This window comes from Paenibacillus sp. 22594, assembly GCF_052044425.1.
Lineage (GTDB): Bacteria > Bacillota > Bacilli > Paenibacillales > Paenibacillaceae > Paenibacillus_AQ.
Genome location: NZ_JBQENA010000001.1, coordinates 32,330 through 58,892 on the forward strand (window position 1 = coordinate 32,330; position 26,563 = coordinate 58,892).

25 protein-coding genes and 1 other annotated feature are annotated in these 26,563 nt (G+C 49.2%); of the genes, 21 read left to right on the top strand and 4 right to left on the bottom strand.

What is annotated here, in order from left to right:
* The first annotated feature begins 6 nt into the window (after positions 1–6).
* The 6 genes from ACTJKB_RS00125 (at position 7) to ACTJKB_RS00150 (ending at position 6,461) form a co-directional block, all read left to right on the top strand.
* Positions 7–1,122 (top strand): 5-methyltetrahydropteroyltriglutamate--homocysteine S-methyltransferase, encoded by a 1,116-nt coding sequence (locus ACTJKB_RS00125; protein ID WP_440831250.1) that lies wholly within the window; start codon positions 7–9, stop codon positions 1,120–1,122.
* A gap of 109 nt (positions 1,123–1,231) precedes the next feature.
* Positions 1,232–1,495, top strand: a binding site (T-box leader).
* 66 nt (positions 1,496–1,561) lie between these two features.
* Positions 1,562–3,115 carry a lysine--tRNA ligase gene (gene lysS, locus ACTJKB_RS00130; protein ID WP_440831251.1) on the top strand — a complete coding sequence of 518 codons (1,554 nt, stop codon included), beginning with the start codon at positions 1,562–1,564 and terminating at the stop codon, positions 3,113–3,115.
* 94 nt (positions 3,116–3,209) lie between these two features.
* A complete protein-coding gene (locus ACTJKB_RS00135) occupies positions 3,210–3,929 on the top strand; it encodes a YebC/PmpR family DNA-binding transcriptional regulator (protein WP_074083433.1) in 720 nt (239 codons plus the stop codon).
* A 164-nt stretch (positions 3,930–4,093) separates the two neighbouring features.
* Positions 4,094–4,273, top strand: a complete 180-nt coding sequence (locus ACTJKB_RS00140) for a hypothetical protein (protein ID WP_074103390.1) — start codon at positions 4,094–4,096, stop codon at positions 4,271–4,273.
* Positions 4,274–4,453: 180 nt separating this feature from the next.
* Positions 4,454–5,218, top strand: a complete 765-nt coding sequence (locus ACTJKB_RS00145) for a TSUP family transporter (protein WP_440831252.1) — start codon at positions 4,454–4,456, stop codon at positions 5,216–5,218.
* A 67-nt stretch (positions 5,219–5,285) separates the two neighbouring features.
* Complete coding sequence (locus ACTJKB_RS00150; RefSeq protein ID WP_440831253.1) at positions 5,286–6,461, top strand: alanyl-tRNA editing protein; 1,176 nt, start codon at positions 5,286–5,288, stop codon at positions 6,459–6,461.
* A gap of 212 nt (positions 6,462–6,673) precedes the next feature.
* Here the strand turns inward: ACTJKB_RS00150 and ACTJKB_RS00155 are convergent, their stop codons facing one another.
* Complete coding sequence (locus ACTJKB_RS00155; RefSeq protein ID WP_440831254.1) at positions 6,674–7,780, bottom strand: hypothetical protein; 1,107 nt, start codon at positions 7,778–7,780, stop codon at positions 6,674–6,676.
* A 187-nt stretch (positions 7,781–7,967) separates the two neighbouring features.
* Here ACTJKB_RS00155 and ACTJKB_RS00160 point away from each other — a divergent pair, with 187 nt between their 5' ends.
* From ACTJKB_RS00160 to ACTJKB_RS00175, 4 genes are read left to right on the top strand one after another with little or no spacing between them, the layout of a single operon-like run.
* Positions 7,968–10,319: an FtsX-like permease family protein gene (locus tag ACTJKB_RS00160; RefSeq protein ID WP_440831255.1), complete on the top strand. Its 2,352-nt coding sequence runs from the start codon at positions 7,968–7,970 to the stop codon at positions 10,317–10,319.
* A 51-nt stretch (positions 10,320–10,370) separates the two neighbouring features.
* Positions 10,371–11,147: an ABC transporter ATP-binding protein gene (locus tag ACTJKB_RS00165; RefSeq protein ID WP_440831256.1), complete on the top strand. Its 777-nt coding sequence runs from the start codon at positions 10,371–10,373 to the stop codon at positions 11,145–11,147.
* Entirely contained in the window at positions 11,123–11,893 is a 771-nt protein-coding gene (locus ACTJKB_RS00170) for a response regulator transcription factor (protein WP_440831257.1), read from the top strand. Before ACTJKB_RS00165 ends, ACTJKB_RS00170 begins: the two co-directional genes overlap by 25 nt.
* The gene (locus ACTJKB_RS00175; RefSeq protein WP_440831258.1) at positions 11,880–13,166 is read left to right on the top strand and encodes a sensor histidine kinase; all 1,287 of its coding nucleotides are present in this window, start codon (positions 11,880–11,882) and stop codon (positions 13,164–13,166) included. The genes ACTJKB_RS00170 and ACTJKB_RS00175 overlap by 14 nt, the downstream gene beginning before the upstream one ends.
* Positions 13,167–13,178: 12 nt before the next feature.
* On the opposite strand, the gene ACTJKB_RS00180 is transcribed toward ACTJKB_RS00175, so the two are convergent.
* Positions 13,179–13,745, bottom strand: a complete 567-nt coding sequence (locus ACTJKB_RS00180; protein ID WP_440831259.1) for a GNAT family N-acetyltransferase — start codon at positions 13,743–13,745, stop codon at positions 13,179–13,181.
* A 132-nt stretch (positions 13,746–13,877) separates the two neighbouring features.
* Between ACTJKB_RS00180 and ACTJKB_RS00185 the strand changes: the two genes are divergently transcribed.
* The 7 genes from ACTJKB_RS00185 to ACTJKB_RS00215 all read left to right on the top strand — a co-directional run bounded on the left by ACTJKB_RS00185 (position 13,878) and on the right by ACTJKB_RS00215 (position 20,386).
* Entirely contained in the window at positions 13,878–15,020 is a 1,143-nt protein-coding gene (locus tag ACTJKB_RS00185) for a stalk domain-containing protein (protein ID WP_440831260.1), read from the top strand.
* Between the two features lie 88 nt (positions 15,021–15,108).
* Positions 15,109–16,092, top strand: coding sequence for an aldo/keto reductase (locus tag ACTJKB_RS00190; RefSeq protein WP_440831261.1), 984 nt, complete (start codon positions 15,109–15,111; stop codon positions 16,090–16,092).
* Between the two features lie 9 nt (positions 16,093–16,101).
* On the top strand, positions 16,102–18,075 hold the full coding sequence (locus ACTJKB_RS00195) for a GTP-binding protein (protein ID WP_440831262.1): 1,974 nt from the start codon (positions 16,102–16,104) through the stop codon (positions 18,073–18,075).
* Between the two features lie 35 nt (positions 18,076–18,110).
* Positions 18,111–18,512: an NUDIX hydrolase gene (locus ACTJKB_RS00200; protein WP_440831263.1), complete on the top strand. Its 402-nt coding sequence runs from the start codon at positions 18,111–18,113 to the stop codon at positions 18,510–18,512.
* Positions 18,513–18,697: 185 nt separating this feature from the next.
* Positions 18,698–19,123, top strand: a complete 426-nt coding sequence (locus tag ACTJKB_RS00205; RefSeq protein WP_074114668.1) for a DMT family transporter — start codon at positions 18,698–18,700, stop codon at positions 19,121–19,123.
* A 14-nt stretch (positions 19,124–19,137) separates the two neighbouring features.
* Positions 19,138–19,884 (top strand): Crp/Fnr family transcriptional regulator, encoded by a 747-nt coding sequence (locus tag ACTJKB_RS00210; RefSeq protein ID WP_440831264.1) that lies wholly within the window; start codon positions 19,138–19,140, stop codon positions 19,882–19,884.
* A gap of 7 nt (positions 19,885–19,891) precedes the next feature.
* On the top strand, positions 19,892–20,386 hold the full coding sequence (locus ACTJKB_RS00215) for a DMT family transporter (RefSeq protein ID WP_440831265.1): 495 nt from the start codon (positions 19,892–19,894) through the stop codon (positions 20,384–20,386).
* 79 nt (positions 20,387–20,465) lie between these two features.
* On the opposite strand, the gene ACTJKB_RS00220 is transcribed toward ACTJKB_RS00215, so the two are convergent.
* Both ACTJKB_RS00220 and ACTJKB_RS00225 read right to left on the bottom strand, forming a co-directional pair.
* A complete protein-coding gene (locus ACTJKB_RS00220) occupies positions 20,466–21,524 on the bottom strand; it encodes an anthranilate phosphoribosyltransferase (RefSeq protein WP_440832660.1) in 1,059 nt (352 codons plus the stop codon).
* Between the two features lie 5 nt (positions 21,525–21,529).
* Positions 21,530–22,126: an ANTAR domain-containing response regulator gene (locus ACTJKB_RS00225; protein ID WP_440831266.1), complete on the bottom strand. Its 597-nt coding sequence runs from the start codon at positions 22,124–22,126 to the stop codon at positions 21,530–21,532.
* Between the two features lie 334 nt (positions 22,127–22,460).
* On the opposite strand from ACTJKB_RS00225, the gene nirB reads away from it, so the two are divergent.
* The 4 genes from nirB (at position 22,461) to ACTJKB_RS00245 (ending at position 26,448) form a co-directional block, all read left to right on the top strand.
* Positions 22,461–24,908 carry a nitrite reductase large subunit NirB gene (gene nirB / locus ACTJKB_RS00230; RefSeq protein WP_440831267.1) on the top strand — a complete coding sequence of 816 codons (2,448 nt, stop codon included), beginning with the start codon at positions 22,461–22,463 and terminating at the stop codon, positions 24,906–24,908.
* Between the two features lie 2 nt (positions 24,909–24,910).
* Positions 24,911–25,234, top strand: a complete 324-nt coding sequence (nirD, locus tag ACTJKB_RS00235; protein WP_440832662.1) for a nitrite reductase small subunit NirD — start codon at positions 24,911–24,913, stop codon at positions 25,232–25,234.
* The gene (cobA, locus tag ACTJKB_RS00240; RefSeq protein ID WP_440831268.1) at positions 25,231–25,998 is read left to right on the top strand and encodes a uroporphyrinogen-III C-methyltransferase; all 768 of its coding nucleotides are present in this window, start codon (positions 25,231–25,233) and stop codon (positions 25,996–25,998) included. Before nirD ends, cobA begins: the two co-directional genes overlap by 4 nt.
* A 132-nt stretch (positions 25,999–26,130) precedes the next feature.
* Complete coding sequence (locus ACTJKB_RS00245) at positions 26,131–26,448, top strand: iron-sulfur cluster biosynthesis family protein (RefSeq protein ID WP_074106236.1); 318 nt, start codon at positions 26,131–26,133, stop codon at positions 26,446–26,448.
* Positions 26,449–26,563: the final 115 nt, after the last annotated feature.

Sequence of the window (26,563 nt, forward strand, 5' to 3'; positions counted from 1 at the left end):
GGACGTATGATCAGTCCAGTTATCGGCTCCAAACGAAATACTCCGCCCTTTCGCTACGACATCGTCGGCAGCTTCCTCCGCACAGAGGAACTGAAATCCGCGCGCAATCTGCGTTTACAAGGGGAAATTACAGACGCGCAGCTTCATGAAATCGAGAATACGGAAATATTCAAGCTGCTGGAACAGCAAAAGGCTCTGGGACTTAAGGCTGTTACAGACGGAGAATTCCGCCGGTCCTGGTGGCATCTGGATTTCTTCCTCGGAATCACAGGCACGCAGAAAATCAGTCTGGATCAAGGGAGAGGTGTCAAAGAGACAGCTCAGCGTGCAGAAAGCTTTCGGATTGTCGGCAAAATCGCCTTTGGTGATCATCCCATGGTGACTGAGTTCATTGAGCTGCAGCAGATGGCTGGAGATGCACTGGCCAAAATGACCATTCCTTCTCCGGCTTTGTTCCACTTCGTGCAGGATTACAACGGCAATGAGATCTATCCTGACCGCGAGACGCTGTATCGTGATATTATCCAAGTCTATCAGCAGGCCATCCGTGCGTTCTATGAGGCAGGATGCCGTTATCTGCAGCTGGACGATACGACCTGGGGGACTCTCTGCAGCGGCAGACACCGGGCACATCTGCGCAGCCGCGGTATTGATCCTGATCAGCTTGCCAAGGATTATGTGCGACTGATCAATGAGAGTATAGCCGGTCGGCCGGAGGATATGACGATTGCACTGCATGTCTGCCGGGGGAATTTCCGTTCTACCTGGTTTGCCGCCGGCGGGTACGAGCCAGTAGCTGAAACTCTGTTTGGAGAGGCTGAAGTCGATGCCTTTTTCCTCGAATATGACAATGAACGTTCCGGTGACTTCACTCCGCTGCGCTTCATCCAAGATCAGCATGTTGTATTAGGCCTCGTGACAACGAAGCACGGAGGTCTGGAGAGCAAAGAGCAGATCATTGCACGCATTGAAGAAGCCGCACAGATTGTTCCGATCGAACAGCTGTGCCTCAGCGCCCAGTGCGGCTTTGCCTCTACCGAAGAAGGTAACATGCTGACGGAGGAAGAGCAGTGGGATAAGCTTCGGTTGATTATTGAAACGGCGAATGAAGTTTGGATTTGATTTTGTGACTTTTGTACAATTGTATATTCTATTACAAAAGCCATCTTGAATTGGATAATGACATTCTGATCTAGTTTTGCTATAGTGGAATATATTGAAACAGCATATCACTTCAGCGATGACGAGAAGAGTACTTAGGCGGCATAGTTCACAGAGAGCTTCGGAATGGTGAAACGGAGCAGCAGTGTGCCTAACGAAAAAAGTCTCCGAGCCTCATACGGAATTGGGCGGCATGCCCAAGGATGCTATGACGGGTTCTCCCGTTACAGAGATAGGGTATAAGCGTAATGGCCGTACCCGAAGAGGCGTGCATGGTGACATGTCCGCGAACAGAGGTGGTACCACGGCGCTGATTACAGCTCTCGTCCTCAAGATGACAATCTTGAGGATGAGGGCTTTTTTTGTTGTTTTTTTACAATAATTGTAGAGGTGATTATTCATGCATTGGTCAGAAAAAATTGCAAATCGGTTAATCGAAAGCCACCCGGAGCAGCAGACATTCGTATGCGCTTCAGGGATCAGTCCCTCAGGCCACATCCATATCGGGAACTTCCGGGAGATTGTGACGACTTATTTTGTAAGTAAGGCTCTTGAAAAAGCGGGTAAAAAAGTGCGGTTTATTTTTTCATGGGATGACTTTGACCGTTTCCGCAAGGTTCCGGTTCATGTGGACCCAAGTTTCGGACAGTATATCGGTAGACCCTATACGCAGGTTCCTTGTCCATACGGATGCCACGTCTCCTATGCGGAGCATTTTGAACAGGAATTTGAACAAGTGCTCAGCGCTTTTGGGATCAGACCGGAATTCATCTATCAGAGCAAAGAGTATCAATCCCGCCGTTATGCACCGGAAATCCTTCATGCACTTCAGAGCAGAGAAGAAATCTATGACATTCTGATGTCCTTTAAAACGGGAGAAGCCAGCGAAGCAGAGAGAGCCGCATTTTATCCTGTAAGTGTGTATTGCGGGGATTGTGGCAAGGACTCGACTACAGTACATTCTTTTGATGAAGAGCAAGGGCTCTTGACCTATAGCTGTAGATGCGGCTATCACTGTACGATGTCTGTTGCGGAAGCGGAGAATATCAAGCTGCAATGGAAAATCGACTGGCCGATGCGCTGGAATCTGGAGCAAGTGCTGTTCGAGCCTGGAGGCCGTGACCATTCGTCGGAAACGGGCAGCTACAATGTAGCCTCCGTGATCTCGAAGAAGATTTTTGGGAATGAACCGCCTATGTATGAGCCTTACGAATTTATTAGAATCAAAGGCAGCTTTGCCAAAATGTCCAGCTCGTCCGGGAATAACTACACGCCTGATGATCTGCTGAAGGTCTATGCACCGGAGAATATTCTCTTTCTGTTTGCCAAATACCAGCCGAACGCTGAGTTTCATATCGGGATGGACGAAGATGTGCTGCGCAATTATACGGAATTTGAACGTTACCGGAAGGCCCACGACTCTCATACACTCACGGATGATATGAATTCGGCGGTAGAGCTTTCGCTGATTCATCCGCTGAACGATAGAATACCTAGCTTCGGACCCATTGCAGGCTTGCTGCCTCTGATTCATTTCGATTCAAATCTGCTGCAGGAGATTATGACCCGGAACGGAGAGGAAGTAGATGTGAATGGGCTGCAGCAAATGGCGGATCGGGCGGAATGTTGGATCAAGCACTGGATGCCGCAAAAGCTGGTTACCGTAAATTCCAGCCGTGATACTGCCCTGTACGAAACTTTGGAGATGCACGAGCAAGCATGGCTGGAAGCCTTTTGCGGGCTGCTGAGGACCGGAGGGATGGAGGATGAGCAGATGATGACGGAAATTTACGCTATTTGTTATAACGAAGATAAAAAAACGATGAAAAGCAATCAAAAACGTTTGTTCACCCTAATCTATCAGCTGGTGCTGGGCCAGGAGACAGGTCCGCGAATCCCTGTGCTGATCCAGGCTGTCGGGCTGGATAGGTTGCTGGCTTTGCTGGATTTTTAGCCGTCACCGGGACTGCCCTTTACGGGATACACAGAGCGGAGGTATAATATATTGGACTGTTTATAATTAATGTTGGAAAGTGAGCGGGAAGAATATGGGTCGTAAATGGAATAATATTAAAGAAAAGAAGGCATCCAAGGATGCCAATACAAGTAAGGTATACGCCAAGTTTGGTGTAGAAATTTATGTAGCGGCGAAGAAGGGTGAACCGGACCCGGAATCGAACCGTGCATTGAAAGTCGTGCTTGAGCGCGCCAAAACGTACAACGTGCCTAAGGCCATTATCGACCGGGCGCTGGACAAGGCCAAAGGCAGCGGTGACGAAAATTACGTAGAACTACGTTATGAAGGATTTGGACCCAGCGGTTCGATGATCATTATCGACGCGCTGACTAACAACGTTAACCGTACTGCCCCGCTGGTGCGTTCCGCATTCAGTAAAAACGGAGGCAACATGGGTGTCAGTGGTTCGGTAACCTATATGTTCGAGCCTACAGCTGTAATTGGCCTGGAAGGCAAAACAGCTGACGAAGTGATGGAACTGCTGATTGAAGCGGATCTGGATGTGCGCGATGTGCTGGAAGAGGACGAGGCTGTAATCGTCTATGCTGAGCCTGATCAGTTCCATGCCGTTCAAGAGGTTTTCCGCGGTGCCGGAATTACCGATTTTACTGTCGCTGAGCTGACCATGCTCCCGCAGAACTATGTTGCTCTTCCGGAGGATGCCGAAGCACAGTTCGAGAAACTGATCGACGCTTTGGAGGAACTGGATGATGTACAGCAGGTCTACCACAATGTAGATTCGGAAGAATAGAAGGATTGTAGGTAAGAAAGCCGGACAGGCAGATCGTGAATCTGCTTATCCGGTTTTTTTTGCGGACATTCTCTGGTTCCAGCCACAGTGCATAATCTGCTCCATATCTTGCCACAATAAGCTGATGCGACCCATCAACCCAACAACTTAAAGGAGGCAATACAATGGATAGTCACACCAAACCGGATAAGAATCTGATTAATACGGTAGACGAATTGAACAATGCTCCGGTGACCAGCCAGGAAGCTCAGCAGATGGAACAGAAGAAAAGTGATATCCGCAAGGAAGCGCTGCGGGATGACAAAACTACCTATAAGAAAAATGAACAGAATACGTATAAATGAGCATTTGAAAAAGTGGAGTGGACAAGAGTGGCAGGGAAGTTTCCTGTCACTCTTTTTGTATTCATAAATGAAAGACTGCAAAAGTTCATCAAAGAATACCATGGTACACTTCCGCGAAATTGTGTATGCTGGAGTTTGTTTGTATGACACTTACCGCTGGCAGGGGGCTTTGTTTGCATTATGGAGCATGGCAGTATAACAATGATTTCGATTTTAGTGATTTGCGGTTTTTTGGCGGGTGTTATTGATTCTGTGGTAGGCGGCGGCGGACTGATCTCCATTCCAGCACTGCTGGCTGCCGGGATCCCGCTCCCGTTGCTGCTGGGCAGCAATAAACTGGCCGGGACCATGTGCTCGTTCACGAGTACGGCGTCTTTTGTCCGTTCCGGGAAGATTAATTTTGGGATGGTCAAATTCCTAATTCCATTCTCTATTGTGGGCGCGGTGGCTGGCTCGCTTACGGTCCGGCAGGTACCTTCAGCGTTTCTGAAGCCGCTTGTGATCGTGATGCTGGTCGTCATTACGGTCTATACTTTGTTCAAAAAATCCTGGGGGGACGTCTCTACCTACTCCCAAGACAGCAAAAAACCGCTGATTATCGGCATGGGTATTGCCTTGGTTATTGGATTTTATGACGGATTCTTTGGTCCAGGCACCGGTTCGTTCCTGATCTTCGCTTTTCTCATGTTGGGCTTTGAATTTGTGACAGCCGCCGGAAATGCCAAGGTGCTTAATTTCTCCAGTAATATCGCAAGTCTGCTGACGTTTGCCGCATTTGGATCAGTCAGCCTGTATTATGGACTGCTTCTGGGCATTCCGATTGTCATCGGTGCTGTAGTCGGTTCAAGACTGGCTATCCGCAAGGGAGCCAGTTATATCCGTCCGCTGTTTATCACAGTTACGGTAATCTTGATCGGGAAGCAAATATGGGATACGATGCACTAAGAACAGCAGTGGAGTTGATGTTTGTATCCGGTTTAACCGGAGACTGAAGCAGAAAGGAACCCTGATTATGACTAAGAAGCTGTATTACGAGTCGGCCTATTTGAAGGAATGGCAGACCTCGATAAGTAAAGTGGTAGAACGCGAGGATGGGCAATATCTGATTTTGGAGGAGACGGCTTTCTATCCTCATGGAGGCGGGCAGCCTTGCGATACCGGAACTATTGGCGGAATCCCCGTACTGGATGTCATTCTTGAAGAGGACGAGGTCTTGCACAAGGTTGATCGAGTTCCAGAAGGAAGCCAAGTGAGCTGTCAGATAGACTGGAACCGCAGATTTGACCATATGCAGCAGCACAGCGGCCAGCATCTGCTGTCGGCGGTATTTCGTGAACTGTTCGAAGCGAATACGTTGAGTTTTCACCTGGGCAATGATTACGCAACTATCGACATTGAGCTTCAGGAACTAACCCCGGATCAGCTGGCTGTGGCAGAGCAGGAGGTTAACCGCCAGGTCGTGCTCGACCATCGTATCGTAAGCTATTTTGTCACCGCCGGGGAAATGGCTAACCTGCCGCTGGTGAAGCTGCCCAAGGTTAAGGAGAATATCCGCATTGTTGAGATTGAGGGAGTGGAGCATAACGCCTGCGGCGGGACTCACGTATCTGCTACCGGAGCGATTGGGATGATCAAGCTGTTGAGAGCGGAGAAACAGAAGGGCAATATCCGGGTCACGTTCAAATGCGGAGGGCGCGCGCTGGACGAAGCTAACGATAATCAGCGTATCCTTGGGGCGCTTTCTGCGAAATTCAATACAGGCAAAGATGAAATCCTGGACCGGATCGGGAAGTGGGAAGCCGAGCAGAAGCAACTGCAGACCGAACTGAGTGCACTCAAAGAACAGAATGATCATTATTTGGTACAGGAGCTCTTATCCGGACTTGAGTCCGAAGCTAGTGTAGCCGCACACATCTTCGAGGATAAATCATTCAAGGATTTGCAAAGTCTGGCCATGAAGCTGACTGGTAGTACCGAACTTCCGGTGCTGCTACTGACAGCGGCGGAGAATAAAGTCGTGCTCGCTTCCAGCGGAAGTACAGAATTGTCCTGTGGTACCTTTTTTAAAGCTAATCTGGGCGAATTCCAGGGAAAAGGCGGCGGCAGCGACAAAATGGCCCAAGCCGGGTTCCCGGACTGGGCGCATGCACTCGGATTTTATGAGTTCGCAAAAGGCTCTATTCGATAGACTTATCCAGTACATGTTGTATTTTCACTGGAGTAAAACCAAGCCGGTTAGGTCTCTCTGTTCAGTGAGATCACGAAGCCTCTCAGCCATTTGGGAGGCTTCTGCTGCATACCCAAGCTCGCCCGAAAGTCTGGGAATTTCATGTGAATCGCTTATTAACGCTGTTCTGATTAGCATGGAAGCACCTCCGCTGTTAGATCGTCATGTTCACCTTAGATTAGCCGCATGCCCGATATACGGCCGGATTTATCAAGCTCAAGAAAAACTTCCGCATATGGATGGTAGAAGTAGGGACATAATGCCTTGTCAGTGAACTCCATTTCACCCGAATCAGGATCTAGAACGGACAAGCCTTTTTCCGGTCCCCACATTACAATCTTGCCGTTTGCTACAACGATTTGTCCGCGTGGAAAATAATGCTCCCCATCGATCAAGGGTTTGGTCCGGTATTCAGGTACTGGAATGAACAGATTTTTCCGTTCCCCGGTTTGCACATCAAATATAGCCAGAAAATGAGAGTAACAGTTATCGCCGTAATCCTTCGTGTCCTCTTCATCGTACATATCACTTGCCAGTTGCCCCCAGACTGCGATAGTAGAAGAATCAAGCCAGACTACTGGCTGATCCCAGTCTTCCATGTAGTCCCCGAGCACCCGTAAGGTAGCTCCATCCTCCGACTCCCAGCAGTTCATAAGCCATGCTTGAAGATTCCAGGAGCGTATGGATGCGACGGGCTGCCAGTGCCAACCAGTATCGACGATCCACTCCCCTTGGGGGGAGACATGGATTTTACTGTGAAAATAATCGAGATCTTGTTTCGTGGGCTGTTCTCCATTTACTGCTCCGGAAACCGTTGACTGACGTGTAGACAAATTCTCACCTGAACGGACATCGAGCAAATCCAGCTGGTTCCATTTCGTGCCGTGAATCAACAGTGTCCTGCCCTCATGTTCAGCAAAAGCAAGCGGGAAGGTACAAACATCATAATGATAATTATCCCGGGACAATGCCATGATTTGCTTGGAATCTTGGAGATCGTACAACGCTGCGTGCTGGCTGAATCTACCCGAAACCGCTGCGAAGCATTCATCTACCGATACTACAATCTGTACAGGTTCCTCCAATTTCAAATCAGGTATATTGACATGCAGCAGCATTCTTGCGTGCCCTGTGTGCAAGTCAAATCGCCAAAGACCACTATTCCGATCTAGCGCAAGCAATGAGACTGCTCCTTCCCCGGTTCCTTTTAAGGCCTGGACAGCGACAAGTTGGCCCGCACTAGGCACGACTTCAGGAAATGGGATGAGTTCAAACGGCATACTCCATCCTCCTCATGGATTTTGACATCTATGCACCGGATCTAAGCCTTGCACTTAGTCATTTTACCAGATGACGAATTCAATCTTCCAGCGTGTAAGGTAAACAGGTTATTTTCACGCTTAAGGATTATTTAATAACTACCCCTTTATAATCACATTAGAGCCTACAGAAAGGGGAACTACGCCTGTGTTTCTAAAAATATTAAAGAAGGACCTGAAGCGTAAAAAAGTAATGAATATGGTGCTGTTAGTACTAATGATACTAGCGTCGATGCTTGTGGCGAGCAGTACAAATCTGATGTACTCCACAACGACGGCGATTGGCAGCTTCATCAGTTACAGCAAGGTAGCTGACTACAATATTTCCATAGCCAATACTGAAGAGAATAATCGGAGTATTACCGCATGGGCCAAGACGGAGAAAAGTGTCGATTCCTATTCTTCTCAGCTTCAGATTGGACTGCTGTCCAAGGATATTAGTGTACCCGAGGGCCGGAGAAGCATTTCGGGTAATACCGGGCTGGTGCTGGCCATGGTTCCGGATCAAGTGAATCTCGTATTCGGTGAGAAGGATGAAGTGTTTAGTATGGAGGTTGGAGAAGTGGGACTGCCGATCAGCCTCATGAACACCACTGGATTGAAGCTTGGGGATGAACTGAAAATTCAGGTAGGGAAAAGCTCAAAAACTTTTACCATCACAAAGGTATTCAAGGATGCCTATATGGGCTCGGATTTATTGGGCCTCAAGCGGCTGTTGATCTCCTCTAAGGACTTTACAGATCTTCAGAGTGCTCTGCCGGAGGAATCGTTGACTAGGCTATGGAGCTTTATGGGAACTAACGGCGAAGAGGGCAGGGCCTTAGTAAAAGCGTTTTCCAAACAGGATATCTCCTTGAATTTTGGAGTAGAGAAAGAACTGGTGAAGAAATCTTATATGACGGACCAGATTATTTCCGCAATGCTGTTTGGGATCAGCCTGTTTCTGATTTTCATTGCTTTCCTGACCTTGAGATTCACGATTGTCTCTACCTTGCAGGATGAATACAAAGAAATCGGAGTGATGAAGGCGATTGGATTTCGGAATGCTGCGATCAAACAGCTGTATCTGACTAAATATTTGGGACTCGCGCTGGCTGGCGGAGCAATCGGACTGGGAGTGAGTATCCCTCTTTCAAATCTAATGTCCCAAAAAATCTCACAATATATCATTTTACCCGGAGGCAATACCGGCTTGATGGTCTCTATATGCAGCACAATAGCCATTATCGCAGTTACACTGCTGTTCTGTACGCTCTGCATGCGCAAGATTAACCGGGCATCGGCCATTGATGCGATCCGGCAGGGCCAAACGGGCGAGCGCTTCAAGGCGTCACGGAAAATCCATCTCCATAAAAGCAAGTTTATGCATCCGGCACTGTTTCTGGCGCTCAGCGATGTGCTCAACCGGATGAAGAGCTACACTGCACTGATTCTTACATTTATTCTAAGTACCGCTATAATTATCATTCCGATTAACTTGATGAATACGATTGTAACTCCGAAGTTCATTGGCTACTTTGGAACCGTCCAGGCTGACTTTTATACCAAAAGCGAGGTTGGCGATAAGAAGGTATCAGAAATACACACCAAACTGGCACGGATGACCCGGGAGTTCCGCGACCACAACTTTCCTGTTACATTGTCGGTAGATTATTCTATTAACTCGAAATACATTTCGGACAATGGTGAGGACAATATGCGGATCACCGCGATGAAAAGCGAACCGGCTGCAGCCTTTCAGTATCTGGACGGCGTTGCCCCAAAACTGGCAAATGAAATCGCGATTACCGGCATTATGGCTGAGAAATATGACAAACGTATTGGAGATTCAATCATTTTTGAGATCGGCGGTAAGCAGGACACTTTCCTCATCACCGGTCTTCTCCAGACCATAACGAATGAAGGCTACTTGGTCCGGCTTGGAGACGATTATAGTCCCTCTAATGCGGCTGCCTATCAAATTGCGGGAAACATCAACGCTCCTGATGGGCAGAAGGCTCGTATTTTAGCGGATATGAAGCAGGACTTTAGTGAACTTGATCTCAAAAGCGCAACAGATTTGCTCGGGGATGTCACTGGCGGGTTTATGGGCCAGCTGAAAAGCATTATTGTTCTGCTTACGGTTATTGTCTGCGTGATTACTTTCTTCATTACCAGCTTGTTCGTAAGGCTGCTGATTACCAAAGAGGTACAGGGCATTGCGGTGATGAAGAGCCTCGGCTTCCGGAATGGCATAATCCGACTGTGGCAGGTTCTGCGTATCTCAATGCTGCTGGTTGGCTCAATCATTTTAGGTGTGATTACGGCCAATATTTTGGGTGAACGGCTGATCGGCATCATTTTCCGCATGTTCGGTCTGACCCGGATGAACTTCAATATTGTGCCACTGCAGGTCTATCTCCTGTACCCGCTGCTAATCCTGATCGTGGTCGTGCTGGCGGTATATACAAGCTGCGGTCAAATTAAGAACATTCAGATCTGGAATATGAATGAGGAATGAGCCGGGAACAATGTAGAACGATCCAAAGCGTACATACAGGGAGGAATTAACATGACTTCAGTTCTAGAGGTAACAAACTTATGCAAAACCTATATCGTAAATAAAAGCCAGAATAATGTGCTGAGAAATGTAAACCTGACTCTTCATGAAGGTGATTTCGTATCTGTAATGGGTCCGTCCGGTTCAGGAAAATCAACATTGCTGTACACAGTCAGCGGAATGGACCGGTTAACCGCAGGTGAGGTGGTTTTTGATCAAGAGAGCCTGTCGCAGCTCTCGGAGAAGGGTATGGCCGAGCTGCGGATGTACAAGATGGGGTTTATTTTTCAGCAAATGCATATGCTTGGCAATCTGTCCGTTTATGATAATATCATTCTATCGGGTTATGAGGCTTTGAAAAGAAAGGGAGATTCACGCACCCGCAGCGATGTTAACCAGCATGCTGACAAGCTCATGCGCAAGCTTGGTATTATTGAGACGGCAGACCATGATATTACGGAGGTGTCGGGCGGTCAGCTGCAGAGAGCTTGTATCTGCCGGGCGTTGATTAATCATCCGATCATGCTGTTTGCCGATGAACCTACAGGTGCCTTGAATTCAAAGGCTGCCAAAGAGGTGCTGACAGAGCTGTGCCGGATTAACCAGGAAGGAACAACAATTATGATGGTTACCCATGACGTGAAGGTGGCCGCTCAGAGTGACAAGGTGCTCTACATGGTGGACGGTACGATACAGGGTGAACATATTTTGGGCAAATATGCCGAAGGACAGGGATTTAAGGAACGGGAACAAAGCTTGACGAAATGGCTGATGGAGATGGGCTGGTAAGCATTCGCAAGGCTCAGCTCTTCAGCTGTATCGGGCAGGCGGTAAGAAGCTGGGAGGAGATTACTATGGCTGATATTCTGGTTATCGAAGATCATATGGAGCTTGCCGGACTCATCAGAGATTTCTTGCAGGTGGAAGGGTATTCTGTACAAACTGCAGCCAGCGGTGAAGAAGGGCTGAAATATCTGGACGAGCATACAGTTAAACTGTTGCTACTGGATATTATGCTGCCTGAGCTGGATGGATTCGCCGTTTGCAGACAGGTAAGGGAGCAGTATAATCTGCCTATCCTAATCATGAGCGCCAGGCATGGAGATGAGAACAAGATTATCGGACTGGAGCTGGGAGCAGACGATTATCTGGAGAAGCCATTCTCGGCGAACCTGCTGACAGCCAAGGTCAAGGCACATTTGCGGCGAAGTTATGATATGAATGACGACAAGCAGCTGCTGGCCGATGGCGATATTGTCATTAACCGTGCTTCCCTGCAAGTATATAAGAAGGATCAACCTCTTGCTATGACCTCCAAGGAATACGAGTTGCTTGTACTGCTGATCAATAACAAGGGCAAGGCGCTGCGCAAAGAATGGCTATTCGAGAGGGTGTGGGGTGCGGACAGCTTCAGCGAGCCTTCGACCCTAACCGTACATATTAATAAATTACGCGATAAAATCGAGGACAACCCCAAGGAGCCGAAGCGTATAGTAACAATCTGGGGAGTAGGATATAAATATGAAGCGGTTTAATACCCTGATCCTTTGGACTGTGATCTTCGGGCTGGCTTTTATTGCTATCTGTACCGCTTATACGATTCAGGTCGGAAATTCGCAGACAGGCCGAAAATACCTGGTGGAGATTAACCGTATCCTCCATCAGGTCACAGAGGGCGTTCCACCAAAGGACATCGTTCTGAATTCAAGCGGATCCGGCGCAGTCCGTACCTTTGACTGGATCGGGAGTGATGCTGTACCGAAGGAGCTTGAACGGTTTTTTGAGGGAGCAGGCTTGAACAGCAGGGAAGAATTCGCGATTCGCCCTATCTATGAAGACCTGGAGCTGACGGGGTACCTGCGGTTCTCCTACCCTCCAGTTAAGGACACAACCAGAACTATTCTTATTATGGATATCGTACTATTAATAGCCTTGGGAGGCCTTGTTGGTCTGCTCCTTTATGTGAAGCTGCAGATCATCAAGCCGTTTCATACCATTGAAGAGCTACCCTATGCCTTATCCAAAGGACAACTGAAAGCTGGACTGAAGGAAAGCCGGAGCCGTTTCTTCGGTAAATTCATCTGGGGCCTGGACCTGCTTAGGGAGACCCTGGAATCTCAGCAACAGACCAATCTTAGCCTGGAAAAAGACCGGCAGACTCTCGTAGCCTCACTTTCGCATGAGCTGAAAACACCAGTGGCAGCTATTAAGCTGTATTCTGGTGCACTGGTTCAGGACATTTATGATAGTGAAGACAAACGCAAGGACTGCGCCAGATTAATCGGTCAGAAGGCTGAAAACATTGAAACGTTGATCGGAGAGATCATAACAGCTTCAGTTTCCTCACTGCAGAAAATCGAAATGAAGAACAGGGAGTTCTATCTGGGGGAATGGCTTAAGCGCCTGTTGTATTCCCACAAGGAACGGCTCGAATTGCTGAAAATTGAATGGACCATCGGTTCGTATGCAGACAAGCTGCTTCTTGGAGACCCGGATAGACTGCTGGAGGTTATGGATAACCTGATCGAAAATGCCATCAAGTACGGGGATGGTGAACATATCAGACTCTCCTTCCAGGAGGAGGATATGCGTCAGCTCATCTTGGTTGAGAATACAGGCACCCCGCTGACACCTGGTGAACTGCCTTACATATTCACAAGCTTCTGGCGCGGTTCGAATGCAGAAGGAAAGAAAGGGAACGGTCTGGGACTGTATATTTGTAAACAGCTGCTGCAGAAGATGGACGGTGATATTTATGCTGAAGCCACAGGTCATGGCATGCGCTTTGTGCTGGTGCTCCGTTACTAAGTCCTTGCTATTCTAGTCCCCGCTTTTACGGAAGGATTTTATATGGAAATTGGTAATATGGCGGAATAAGGCTTGTCCATCGCCGGTAATGACAAAATCCTGGCTCAGCGGAAGCACCATGGCCCGGTAAGGCTCGGGAATCCAGATATATTGGTGCACATAAGATGTTGCAATGAAGCCGCAATGCTCCCAGAAATGGACCCGCGCCGCATCGTCTTCCGTATTCCCAGCTTCAACCTCAATTAGAACCGCGTGAATGCGATGCTCCTGCACCGCCCAGTCGCGGATCATCTCCAGAAATTGTCTTCCCAGACCCTGGCTGCGCAGCTGGGTGTCTACGGCCATATAGTCGATGATCAACAACCGTTCTGCGGATGAACCGCTAAGACCTGAAACCGCCATCGCAGCGATTTTTCCGTTCTGGTATCCGGCATGCAGCCAGGCTATTTTTTTGTCCAGCATATTATGCAGAATATTAACCGGTTTGGCTCCGTGCGGAAAAGCTTCGCGGTAGAGCGGCTCGATTGCTGCCCATAGTGCGTCATCCCACTCCCCGTAAGTCATGAATTCAAGTGTCATTTCAGTCGCCTCCAGGATGATCATAGCAGAGCGGAGCTCATGTAGTAAAATCAGAGCCCCTACGTAAGGTTTTGCAACTTTTTCCAGTCATGGGCGTCCAATTTATAGGATTATTATAAGGAGACTATGCGAATGCAAAAATGGAAGCAGTCATTGGGCTGTATTGCTGCAGTCTTGGTGCTTGCCTTAAGCACCGGGACAGTGCATGCAGCCAAGGAAAGCGGGATTCTATTAAATGACAAAAGTACCACAATGGGCAGCAGTCAGATCATTGTGAAGGGGGCAACATGGGTCCCATTAAAGGAACTGGCCGGTTCTATGGGCTATGCGCTGTCCTGGAATCAGAAGATCAGGGCTGCTGTATTGATACGTCCAGGGCGTGAAGTGATCCTTAAGGCAAATTCAAAAACAGTGTCTACGAACAACACACCCTTAATGCTTGCGGAGGCACCGAATATTCTTGGTGACAAGTTATACGTTCACTTGGTATCAGCGGTAAGCGCCATGGGCGGCAAAACCTGGACCGATAAGAGCACAGGCAACATCATGCTCGTAGATGAACCGAGATTTACTTCTGCTTCCATTCAAGGCAGGACTTATTGGGTATCCCAGAAGAGCGGAGAAATCTTCCTTAGAGCATCATCTGACGGCAAGCCGGAGTCCATCGGTACCTTTCAACTGGGTGAATCGCCATATTCCCACTGGCTTCAGATCAAGAGTGCGGGGAAGGGGAGCGATCTGCTGCTGCTGATCGACAAGCACTACGCGATGTTCAGTGATTTCAGCAATGGCTGTCAGGCTCTCATCCAGAACGGAAAAATTGTGAAACAAATGAACTATCATTTCAGAATGCCCGCTTACCCGCATCCCGCTGAACTCCCGTCGGAACAGTTGTATATGACAGACGGAAAGAACGTTCAGTATCTGAATTCCGATGGCAGTCTCGGCAAGCTGTTTGAGCTGGAGAAGGGCAGCGGAAGAACTGGAGATTTCACAGTGGAATATGCGGCAAAAGATGTGCTGCTCGTTCGTGAATTGAAGCATGCCGGGCTGTTTGCCATCCATACATTTTCTGGTGAATTCACGAATCTCAGTGAGGAATTGATCAGTTCAGATGACCGCAAGGATTGGGATACAGCAGACGGCTCTGACCCGTATGTGGTGACCAAAATGCTGGCTCTAAAAAAGCGCGAAGGGAATGTAATGACCTTCACGTATACAGCCCTTCCGAACGGTAAAGTGAAGACGGTGGTATACACCATAAGCAAAGAGTGATTTTTACTGTCACTTCTGAGACTAGACCAAGCTCTGAAAAATGATCATAATAGAACAAGAATGTATCTCGGAACGGGAGGTTAATCAAATGAACTACCGTAAACTGGGCAAGACAGGTTTATCTATAAGTGAAGTCAGCTTCGGCACATGGGCCATTGGCGGCGATTGGGGCGTGAGCCGGGATGAGGATGGGCTGAAGGGGCTTGAGCTGGCGATAAAACAGGGGGTCAATTTCTTTGATACTGCCGATGTGTATGGCTCCGGCCATGCCGAGGAGCTTCTCGCGAAGGCAACCAAAGGCAAAGAGGATGAGATCCATATCGCCACCAAATTTTGCCGGGCGGGCGACATCCATGACCCGGAGACCTATTCGGAGCGGAAGGTAAGCGATTTCTGCGAGCAGAGTCTGCGCCGTCTGAATAGGGAGGCTATTGATCTGTACCAGATCCATTGTCCGCCCATTGAGATCCTGCGGGACGGAAGCGTGTTCAGGGTGCTGGACAAGTTGAAGTCAGACGGTAAAATCCGGCATTACGGAGTCAGTGTAGAGACCATCGAAGAAGGACTGCTTAGTCTGGAGTATCCTGGTGTAGAAGCGTTGCAAATCATCTTCAATTTGTTCCGCCAGCAGCCGGCGCTTACGCTTCTGCCCCGGGCAGAAGCTGCAGGGGCCGGAATCCTGGTGCGGCTGCCGCTGGCCAGCGGACTGTTGACCGGTAAGTTTAAGGAGAACAGCACCTTTGCTGCGAATGATCACCGGAATTTCAATGCCAACGGTGAGCAGTTCAATGTCGGGGAAACCTTCGCCGGACTGCCTTTCGCAAAAGGTGTCGAGCTGGCGCGGGAACTTGAATGGATTGTGGATGAACGCGGCAGCATGGCCAGAGCGGCTATGCGCTGGATTCTGGATCATCCAGCGGTCAGCTGCGTAATTCCTGGCTTCAAGAATGAAGCCCAGGTCATAGATAATCTCGCTTCTTTTGAGGTTCCATCCTTCAGCAACGTTGAAATGGAGCGGCTAAGCGCATTTTATAAGACAGAAGTAGCGCCGCATATCCGTGGAGGTGTATAGCCCTACTCTATGAAGAATGTAACCATTGGATTGCTCGCGCATGTCGACGCCGGTAAAACGACGTTTGCTGAGCAGCTGCTCTATCATACCGAGGCCATCCGCAGCCGGGGCAGAGTAGATCATAAGGATACCTTTTTGGATACCCATGAGATTGAAAAGACTCGCGGGATTACGGTGTTTGCCGACCAGGCTGAGTTTGTGCGCGGGGACACGCGGTACTTTCTGCTGGATACGCCGGGTCATGTCGATTTCTCGCCGGAAATGGAACGTGCGCTGCAGGTGCTGGACTATGCTGTAGTAATTGTTAGCGCTGTTGAAGGCGTGGAAGGCCACACAGAAACGGTATGGCAGCTGCTGCGCAGGCATGGAATTCCAACCTTCTTTTTTATCAATAAAACCGACCGCACCGGTGCTGATCCGCAGCGTGTGTATGAAGAAATTCACGACCAGCTTAGCGATGGGGCGCTGCTTCTCCCGGAATGGGAAGATACAGCATTGCCAGAGGAGCTAAAAGTCTGCCTGGCTGAACGCGATGAACGTATACTGGATGCTTATTTCGAGGGGGCCATGAGTGATTCAGATTGGCAGAAAGCTATGAGGTCCATGGTCAGGGAAGGCAAGATATTCCCTTGCATGCTAGGCTCTGCGTTGCTGGATCTCGGAATCGATTCTTTTCTGGACAAGCTGGAGTACCTGACTGCAACCGATTATGATGCCATCGGGCCTTTTGCCGGAAGAGTATATAAGATCCGCCACGATGACAAAGGGACCCGCATCACCTATATCAAAGCGCTGCAAGGTGTGCTCAAAGTCAGAGAAGAGCTGGCCAGCGTGCCTGCTGAAGATGATGAACCCGAGCGGATTACCGGAATCCGCAGAGTAAATGGCCTTAAATATACTACTGTGGATTGGGCAGCAGCAGGAGAGCTGTTTGCTGTCATCGGGCTGTCGAAGGTGAAGCCGGGTGATGGTGTTGGAGCTTTGCAGGACAGAAGAGACAGCGAGCTGGTTCCCACGTTAAAGTCCAAGGTCCTGTTCGAGCCTCCGGTTCATTTGAAGGAAGTTCTGAATGCCTTTCAGCTGTTGGGGGCAGAGGACCCATCCCTGAATGTGAGCTGGGATGTGACTTTGCAGGAGCTCCATATCCAGGTGATGGGCCAGATTCAGCTGGAGATTCTAGAACAGATTATGGGCGAACGGTTCATGATCCCGGTAGCTTTTGGTCCGCCAGAGATTCTTTACAAGGAGACGATTGCTAAGGCAGTGTATGGCTGCGGGCATTTTGAACCGCTGAAGCACTATGCGGAGGTTCTGCTAAAGCTTGAGCCGGGCGAACGGGGCAGCGGACTGAACTTCATCAACGAATGTCATCCTGATGATCTGGCAGTGGGTTATCAGCACCAAATCGGGCAGGTTCTGCTGGAGAGTGGACACCACGGCCTGCTTACGGGTTCTCCACTCACTGATCTGAGAATGACCCTTCTTAGCGGTAGAGCGCATAACAAGCATACCCATGGCGGAGATTTCAGGGAAGCGGCGTTGCGGGCGTTGCGTCAGGGGCTGGAGCAGGCAGAGAATATCCTGCTGGAGCCAGTCTATGACTTCAAAATTAGGATAGACCCCGGGCATCTGGGTAAAGTAATGACGGATATACAGCAGGCCAGCGGCAGTTTTGTCCCACCGGAGATGACAGAAAATAAAGCAGTGATTACAGGCAAGGTGCCGGTAGCCACTTTCATGAATTACGCAGTACGGCTGGCTTCCATGACTCAAGGGAAAGGTGCAATATCGCTAAAAGTCACCGAGTACCAGCCTTGCCACCAGACAACAACTGTGGTTGCCCTCAAAAATTACAATAAGGATGCCGATCCGGCGTATCCTTCCTCATCTATATTTTGCTCTAAAGGGCAGGCCTACTCGGTCCCTTGGGATGAAGCACAAGAGCATATGCATATCAAAAATGATTATCTGCCCGTCAGCTGAACTGCGGGGACAAGCTGAGGAGGAATACTTTGGTTATGAGTGAAATTATCGATAAGGTTGCCTGGATTCTGATCAGGGAAGGGCGTGTGCTGGGGGCGCGCTCCCATGGTAAAGATACTTATTATTTTCCCGGAGGAAAAAAAGAAGCCGGTGAAACGGATGTAGAAACGCTGATCCGGGAAGTGAAGGAAGAGCTGTCTGTCGATATCCTTCCGGACACAGTGATACCATTTGGCACTTATGAAGCGCCCGCTCATGGCAAAGCGGAGGGAATACAGGTGAAGATGACCTGTTTTACCGCCGGTTATACCGGAGAATTGACTCCTGCGACGGAAATTGCCGAGCTTGCCTGGCTTGCCTATGAAGACCGGGAGCGGGTTTCGGCCGTCAGCAGGATCATTTTTGACCAGCTCCATGAGATGAAGCTGCTGGATTAATAATTTTACAGCTACCTTCTGTTTGTTCCAGCCCGTTTTGAGCCATTTCCGGCTTGAGGCGGGCTTTGTATTGTCTTGAAGTGTAATCCTGATGAATGAAATTAGCTGTTCAGGACATATGTCCTTCCGTAAATGGGGAATATGTCTTTTAATGAAGACAGAGATGAAGACAGAGGAGAGAAGTTATGAAAGGGATTATTTTTGCATTTATCGGCGGGGCCTGTATTACCTTGCAAGGGGTGGCTAACGCGCGGATTAGTCAGGACATCGGTACCTGGCAGGCCGCAACTATAACACAGTTCACCGGATTCCTGATGGCGCTGATGATCCTGCTGTTCGTGCGGGATGCGAAGAAGCAGGGCTTCAAACAGGTCAAACCTTTATATCTGATAGGCGGAGCGCTGGCCGCCTTTGTTATTTACAGCGAAGTTACAGCGATTCAAGGCATTGGCGTTACGCTGACGATTTCTGCCCTGTTGATCGCCCAGCTCTGCCTGACCTTTGTGATTGATATTAACGGGTGGTTTGGTGTGGTGAAGCAGAAGATGCGGCTGCCGCAGTTTATCGGGATTGGTATGATGATTGCCGGTGTAGTTATTTTGAAATTCTAAGGGCGGTGCAGACCATGAAAGAAATTCTGGATTCGGAGCAGCTTCAGGGATATATCGCGGCATATTCTCTGGAATCTATTTTCAATGAACCGCTGAAGGAACATTTGCATCTGTACAGCTTTGAACAAGGGGAGCATATTTGCTCCAAAGGGGACCCTTCCGAATATTTATATGTTCTGGTCAAAGGTAAGCTGAAAATCTACACCACCACACCTGAAGGAAAGACGCTGATCATTTCATTCAAAACTCCGCTGGAGCTGATCGGCGATGTGGAATACATTCAAAACACGGAATGGATCAACACGGTAGAGGCCGTGTCTCCGGTGCATATGCTTGGCATAGAGTACCGCTGGTTGAATAGATACGGTAAGGATCATCCACCGCTGCTGCATTTTTTACTGGAGATTATCACCCAGAAGTTCTACCGCAAATCCAATTTTCTGAGCCTCAATCTGATGCATCCGGTGGAGGTGCGGCTGGCCTGTTATTTGCTGTCCATCTCCTATGATGAATCCGACCCCAACTTTACGGGGCATCTGAATACGATCAACCTGACAGATACCGCCAATTTCATTGGCACGAGCTACAGACATCTGAACCGGGTCATTTACAAGCTTAGTCTTGATGGTCTTATTGAACGAAATAACGGACATATTCAGGTGAAGGATAAGGCAGGACTTAGTGCACTGGCGAGCCGTAACATCTATGAGCCGAATGAAGTCACATCGATGAAAGTATCGTACACAAAGGGAATGGAGTGAGTATAAAATGTTAATAGGAATCCTGCTTGCGCTAATAGCCGGCTCGCTGGTGAGTCTGCAGAATATTTTTAACAGTAAAGTAAATGAGCATACCGGCTCCTGGTCTACTACAACTTTGGTATTAGGCATGGGATTTATCGCTTCGCTGCTGATGGGAGTGATTATGGAAGGCACCAACATGTTCACCCTGCAGCATATGCAGCCCTGGTATTGGTTCAGCGGTATGATCGGTGTTGGCGTGGTCATCTGTCTGGTACAGGCTACCCGGCTGCTCGGACCCACTTATGCGATTTCCATCGTGCTTACTTCACAGCTTGGCTTTGCGCTTCTGTGGGATTCACTGGGTTGGCTAGGCTTGGAGAGGGTGCCGTTCTCTATCAATAAGCTGATTGGCGTGATAGTCATTGTTGGGGGGATTCTGGTGTTCAAGTTAGGCAAAACGCATGAATCGGATAGCGAACCTTCGTCCGGCAAGCCGCAACAGGCCTTGAATCTGAAATGAGATTTCACAAACCATGCGATATCAACAATCGAACAAAAAGCGCGTATCCGTGTAGGCTCGGATACGCGCTTTTTCGCTCTTATATGGACAGGCCGGACCCGGACGGAGCCTTGCTGCCCAGGAGCGAGTGTTTCCATTGCTGATATACTGCCCATGCCTCACCGTTATCCAGCAAATGCTTACAGGTGTAGACGCCTTCTTCAATCGAATTGACCTTTTCGGCCAGATGCAGCCGGACTGCTGCATTAAGCAGCACCTGATTGTAAAAGGCAATGTGGCCGCCGCCTTGGAGCACCGCTTCCGCCGTCAACAGCTGCAGCCGGGGGGTCCAGTCCATTTCCGGCACCGGCGTTTCCAGGCCGAGCGACTCCGGATCGATAATATCCAGTTGCGCTGTGCCGCCGGAAACGGTATATACCCGGTTAGGGCGGTCGATGTATAGATCCTCTGACCCTTCGGCACCTTGTACGACCAAGCCTTTACGGTATCCAAGTTTGATAATGATTCTGGATATACGGTCAAACACTGTGTTGTGATAAATTCCATATACAATGTAAGGCGAGCAGGAATAGTCGATCAGCTTTTCTACCGTATTAAATATGGTACGCATACCAATATCCTCACGGAGATTACGAATGTCTGCTAATGGTGGACACCACTTTTCCGAATCCACGATCAGCACACCGCTCTTGCCGGCGGATTCAATCACTTCAGCTTTGCTAAGCGTACCGACCTCAATCCCGGTTTCCTGAATGATATCCTGCAGAGTGATTCCCCATTTAGGAGGTAATGAAGCTGAACCGTGAAGCGTGACAGGAAGCCCGGCTGCAGCTAACACAAAAGAGGTCGGAAAGGTAGCGGCAAAAGATTTTATACGGCCGTCATAAGGTCCTGCGCAATCCAATCCCTGTTGAACCGGTTCACGGTGGGCATATTTCCGGCAGACCATGACAAAGGCCTCCAGCTCTTCAATGCTCTCCAGCTTGATACGCTCTGCGATCAGAAAGGCACCGATCTGGACGGGAGAAGCCGTCTGTTTCAGAATCGACTCCGCTGCGGCTTCCGCTTCAATGTAGGTTAAGTCCCGGGCACCCCGTTTTCCCCGGGCGACTTCTTTTAGAATATTAATCATATGGATTCTCCTTAAGTTTGATCCTGCAGCAGCTGATACACCTTGACGATAGAAGTCGCTACATCAACCATTCGTTTGCGTTCATTCATGGCCTGCTTGCGAAGAAGATCATAGGCTTCGGATTCACTGATATTTTTGGCTTTGGAGAGGATGCCTTTGGCCATATCAATCCACTTGCGCTCCTCAATCCGTGATAGAAGCTGCTCCCGCTCCTTCAGCCATTGCTGGCGTTCGAAGCATTGTCTGGCGCTGAAATGAAGAATCCAGTGGATTTCCTGAGGCTGCATGGACGGGGACAAGATTCCGTCTACCATAATGTTATCTTCACAGGCAGCGGCGGATAAGGTTGAAGTTGATGAGGTGCACCACCATAGAATGGGAGCCGTTTTGCACTGCATCAGCGATGTTCTCCAGGTGTTGATCTCTGTAACCGGCAGATCGAGGATGGAGGCATCCGCATCTCGGATCATCAACATCGCCTCTTCTGGTGAAGCCGCCGCTGAGACCACATAGCCGCAGGAACGAAGCAGGGTATCCGGGCCTGTTGATGAACGCTCTTCTGTGACGTTCTCTGTCTTGTTATTCTGAATAATCAACAGGGAATGCATAGTTTGACGCTCCTTTTATATCGTAGTCACCGGTTGTGATGAACCAGCAGCAGCGTAGCCACGAAAGATAGATGATGTAATATTATATAACACAGAAAAGGTTGTTTTGTCGATAAATTTAAAAATTAAAAATTTATGTGTTAACAATATTGACGTAATTAGAACTCCTGTAGTATAGTCGGTTTAACAAATTCATCAAGTTTACGAATACAACGATGTATTCGCTTGAAGCGGCAATGGCGCCTGCTTTCACTTTTCGCAATCGGAAGATGTATGTTTCCGTGCGGAGTGAGGCGGGCTTTTTCTGTTGCTCACATGGAGAGGAGAGAGACAGATGTCAGATATTCGCAAAAAACTCGTATTGGTGGGCAACGGAATGGCGGGGGTACGGGCCATCGAGCATCTATTGAAATTATCCCCGGAGGCTTACGAAATTACCATCTTCGGCTCCGAACCGCATCCGAATTACAACCGGATTATGCTGTCCTCTGTCCTGGCAGGCGGAACCAGCATGGAAGAAATCGTCATCAATGATCTGGAGTGGTATCACAGCCACGGGATCCGTTTATATATGGGTCATACCATTACAAAAATCGACACGGTACAGCGCAAAGTAATCTCGGATCAAGGGGTGGTGCTGCCGTATGATGAGCTGATTCTGGCTACTGGCTCCAATCCGTTTATGCTGCCGCTGCCGGGAGCAGATAAGGAAGGCGTAATCGCATTCCGCGATATCAAGGATTGTCAGATTATGCAGGATACCTCACAAACGTACCGTAAAGCTGTGGTTATCGGCGGAGGGCTGCTGGGACTGGAAGCAGCCAGAGGCTTGCTGCATCTGGGAATGGAAGTATCCGTTGTACACATTCATCCCTATATCATGGAACGCCAGTTAGATGAACCGGCTTCCATCATGCTCCGCAAGGAGCTGGAAGAGCAGGGGATGAAGTTCCTGCTGAGTAAGCAGTCCGAAGCGATTCTCGGTAAAAAGAGAGTCAAAAGCCTGCTGTTCGCAGACGGAGAGGTTGCCGAGGCGGATCTGATCGTTATGGCTGTCGGGATCAAACCCAATGTTGAACTGGCGCAGAAGAGCGGCGTAGAGATTAACCGGGGCATCATTGTCAATGATTTTATGGAGACCAACATTCCTGGAATTTACGCCGTAGGTGAATGTGCCGAGCATAGAGGAATCGCTTATGGGCTTGTGGCTCCACTGTACGAACAAGGTGCGGTTCTTGCCAAAAGACTGGCGCAGGTCGCCACGGAAGGTTATTCCGGCTCTGTAACCTCGACCAAACTGAAGGTGTCCGGTGTCGATGTATTCTCAGCAGGCCAATTCATAGAACGGCCCGGTACCCGGGCCCTTAGATATCAGGACGAGATCGACGGGGTTTATAAGAAGCTGGTTATTGAGGATGATAAGCTGGTCGGCGCGGTATTATTCGGTGATACCGGTGATGGTGCACAGCTCTTCTCTATGATAAAGAACGGTGAGAATATTAAAGGAAAAGAAAAAGAGCTGCTGCTTGGTATATCCTCAGATGCACTGGCTTCTCCCAAAGGCAACCGGCTTGAAGGGATGGCCGATGATGAAATTATTTGCGGCTGCAACGGCGTTTCCAAAGGAGCCATTGCCGAAGCGATTCAATCCGGAGGCTGTACAAGTGTGGGCCAGATCAAGGCCTGCACCAAAGCCTCCGCATCCTGCGGAGGCTGCAAACCCCTGGTGGAGGGACTTCTTCAATTATATGCCGGAGATAATGTTGTAACGGTTAAGGAAGGGATTTGCGGCTGCACCACCTTGGGACGTGACGAGATTGTCGCGGAAATCAAGCGCATGGAGCTGAAGACCGTCAAGGAAGTCATGAATGTCCTGGAATGGAATAACGAAGAGGGCTGTCCCAAATGCCGTCCTTCACTGAATTACTATTTGGGGATGCTGTGGCCGGAAGAATATGTGGATGAAAAGGAATCCCGTATTACCAACGAAAGGTATCACGCCAATATCCAGAAAGATGGAACCTACTCCGTGGTTCCCCGGATCTACGGTGGGGTAACCTCACCGGCTGAACTCATGAAAATCGCCGAGGTTGCTGCCAAATTTGATGTTCCTCTGGTGAAGTTTACCGGTGGTCAAAGACTGGATCTGCTCGGAGTCAAAAAAGAAGATTTGCCCAAGATGTGGGAAGAGCTGGATATGCCTTCAGGACATGCTTACGGAAAGACGCTGCGTACTGTCAAAACCTGCGTGGGCTCCACCTTTTGCCGGTTTGGAACCCAGGATGCCATGGGCATGGGAATCAAGCTCGAAAAAGCATTTGAACGGCTGAATACACCGGGTAAGGTTAAGCTTGCAGTATCAGGCTGTCCCCGCAATTGTGCGGAAGCTACGATTAAGGATTTTGGCGTAGTAGCGATTGATGGCGGATGGGAACTGCACATTGGAGGCAATGGCGGTGTGCATGTGCGGGCAACCGACTTGCTCTGTGTGGTCAAAACCGATGATGAAGTCATGGAGTGGGCCAGCGCTTTCCTGCAATATTACCGGGAGAATGCCGGATGGAATGAGCGGACCGCGCAATGGGTTGAAAGGGTAGGACTGGACAGTATCAAAGCGGCACTTGAGGTACGGGAGGACCGCCTTGCCCTTCAGGAGAGAATCCAGACTGCGCTCAGTCTTACAACCGATCCTTGGAAGCAAATCGTGAATGAACCGGAGCTGCGTAAAAATTTCGAGCAACTGTCTGAGATGAAGACGGTATTGGAGGGGGAAGCCATATGACAATGACCAAAATACTGGTGGGCAAGGTGACGGATATTGATGTGAAAGGCTCCCGTATCGTCAGAATGGGTGACAAAGAAATCGCACTATTCCGCCTGTCGGATGGAGAAGTCCTTGCTGTAGAGAATAAATGTCCGCATAAAGGCGGAGTCTTGTCGGAAGGAATGGTCTGTGGTTCCAAGGTGCACTGTCCGCTGCATGATTGGCGTATTGATCTGCGCAGCGGGGCTGTGCAGGCGCCGGATCATGGTCAGGTAGTCACTTATGAGGTTGAAGTGGACAGGAGAAGTGGTTCCATCTATTTGACTCTGGAGGGAAGCCTATGATCCAGGGAAGTGTGTCTATTGTCGGAGCAGGTCCCGGTGACCCGGAGCTCCTTACCATCAAAGCCATGCGCAGAATACAAACCGCTGATGTAATTCTCTATGACCGGCTGGTGAATGAAGCAATTCTCAGCTACGGCAAGCCAGAAGCGCTTCGGATCTATGTCGGTAAAGCACCCGGGCATCATTCCATGCCGCAGGAAGCTATTGAGAAGCTAATCATTAAATATGCTACCGCAGGTAATCATGTCGTCCGGTTAAAGGGGGGAGATCCCTATGTCTTCGGGAGAGGCGGCGAAGAAGCATTGGCTGCAGCTGCTGCCGGCATCGATTATGAAGTCATTCCTGGCATCACATCGGCCATCGGTGCAGCAGCTTCTGCCGGAATTCCGCTGACTCACCGCGGGTTGGCTGCATCATTTGCGATTGTAACCGGGAGCCGCTGCCATGATCATGCTTCAGCTGCACACTGGGAGGGTCTTGTCCATAGTGTAGATACGCTCGTTATATATATGGGTGTTAGTACACTAAGTGACATCCGGCAACAGTTATTGAAGTTCGGGAAGAACCCGGCAACACCGGCTGCCCTGATCGAGAATGGAACGACTGCCCGCGAACGGACAGTGACAGGAACGCTAGGGAATATTGATAAGCTGGCTGTTGCGCTGAAAATTAGCAATCCGGCCCTTATCATTATTGGTGAATCTGTGGCGGTAAGAGATCAACTACTAGGGCTTCAGAAAGGTGTACGCTCCCAGATCGGCTAAAGCCGGGGGTGCCTTTTACCGGAGTGTCATAATTGAGGTGACCGCAATCACTGGACCTATAGGTTCAAACGGACTATACTTTGCAGAGATAACAGTGTTGTATTTTACTGATGCAAAGGAGAGAACGGTGAGATGCAGATTCAATTGGACAGAGTGACGACCGGACGCCTTGAAGAGAATCTAGGTGGTAAGCCGGGATATCTTAAGCTTTTCTACGATACCGAGGATTGTGGCTGCAATGGAGTTCTTGTAATCCAGATTGTAGACAGACCTAACGATACGGACATCGTTATTCAGAACGAGCCCTTCGTCTTCGTGTGTGACCGCCAGCAGGAATCTTTGTTTGATTCCACCATGACGCTGCAAGCAGAGGAGAACTATCCTTCCTATAAGCTTACTAGCCCTTCCGGACTGTTCAGTTCCAACCTAAGAGTTAAGGATCTCCGGTAAGTAAGGAGGGCCGTGGACCAGACAAACCGCTCTATATTAGAGCGGTTTTTTTGTGTTTGGGTGAGGATAGACGCAGAGGGTGCGGGGAATGGCAGTTTCAAGTATAATGGGGGCA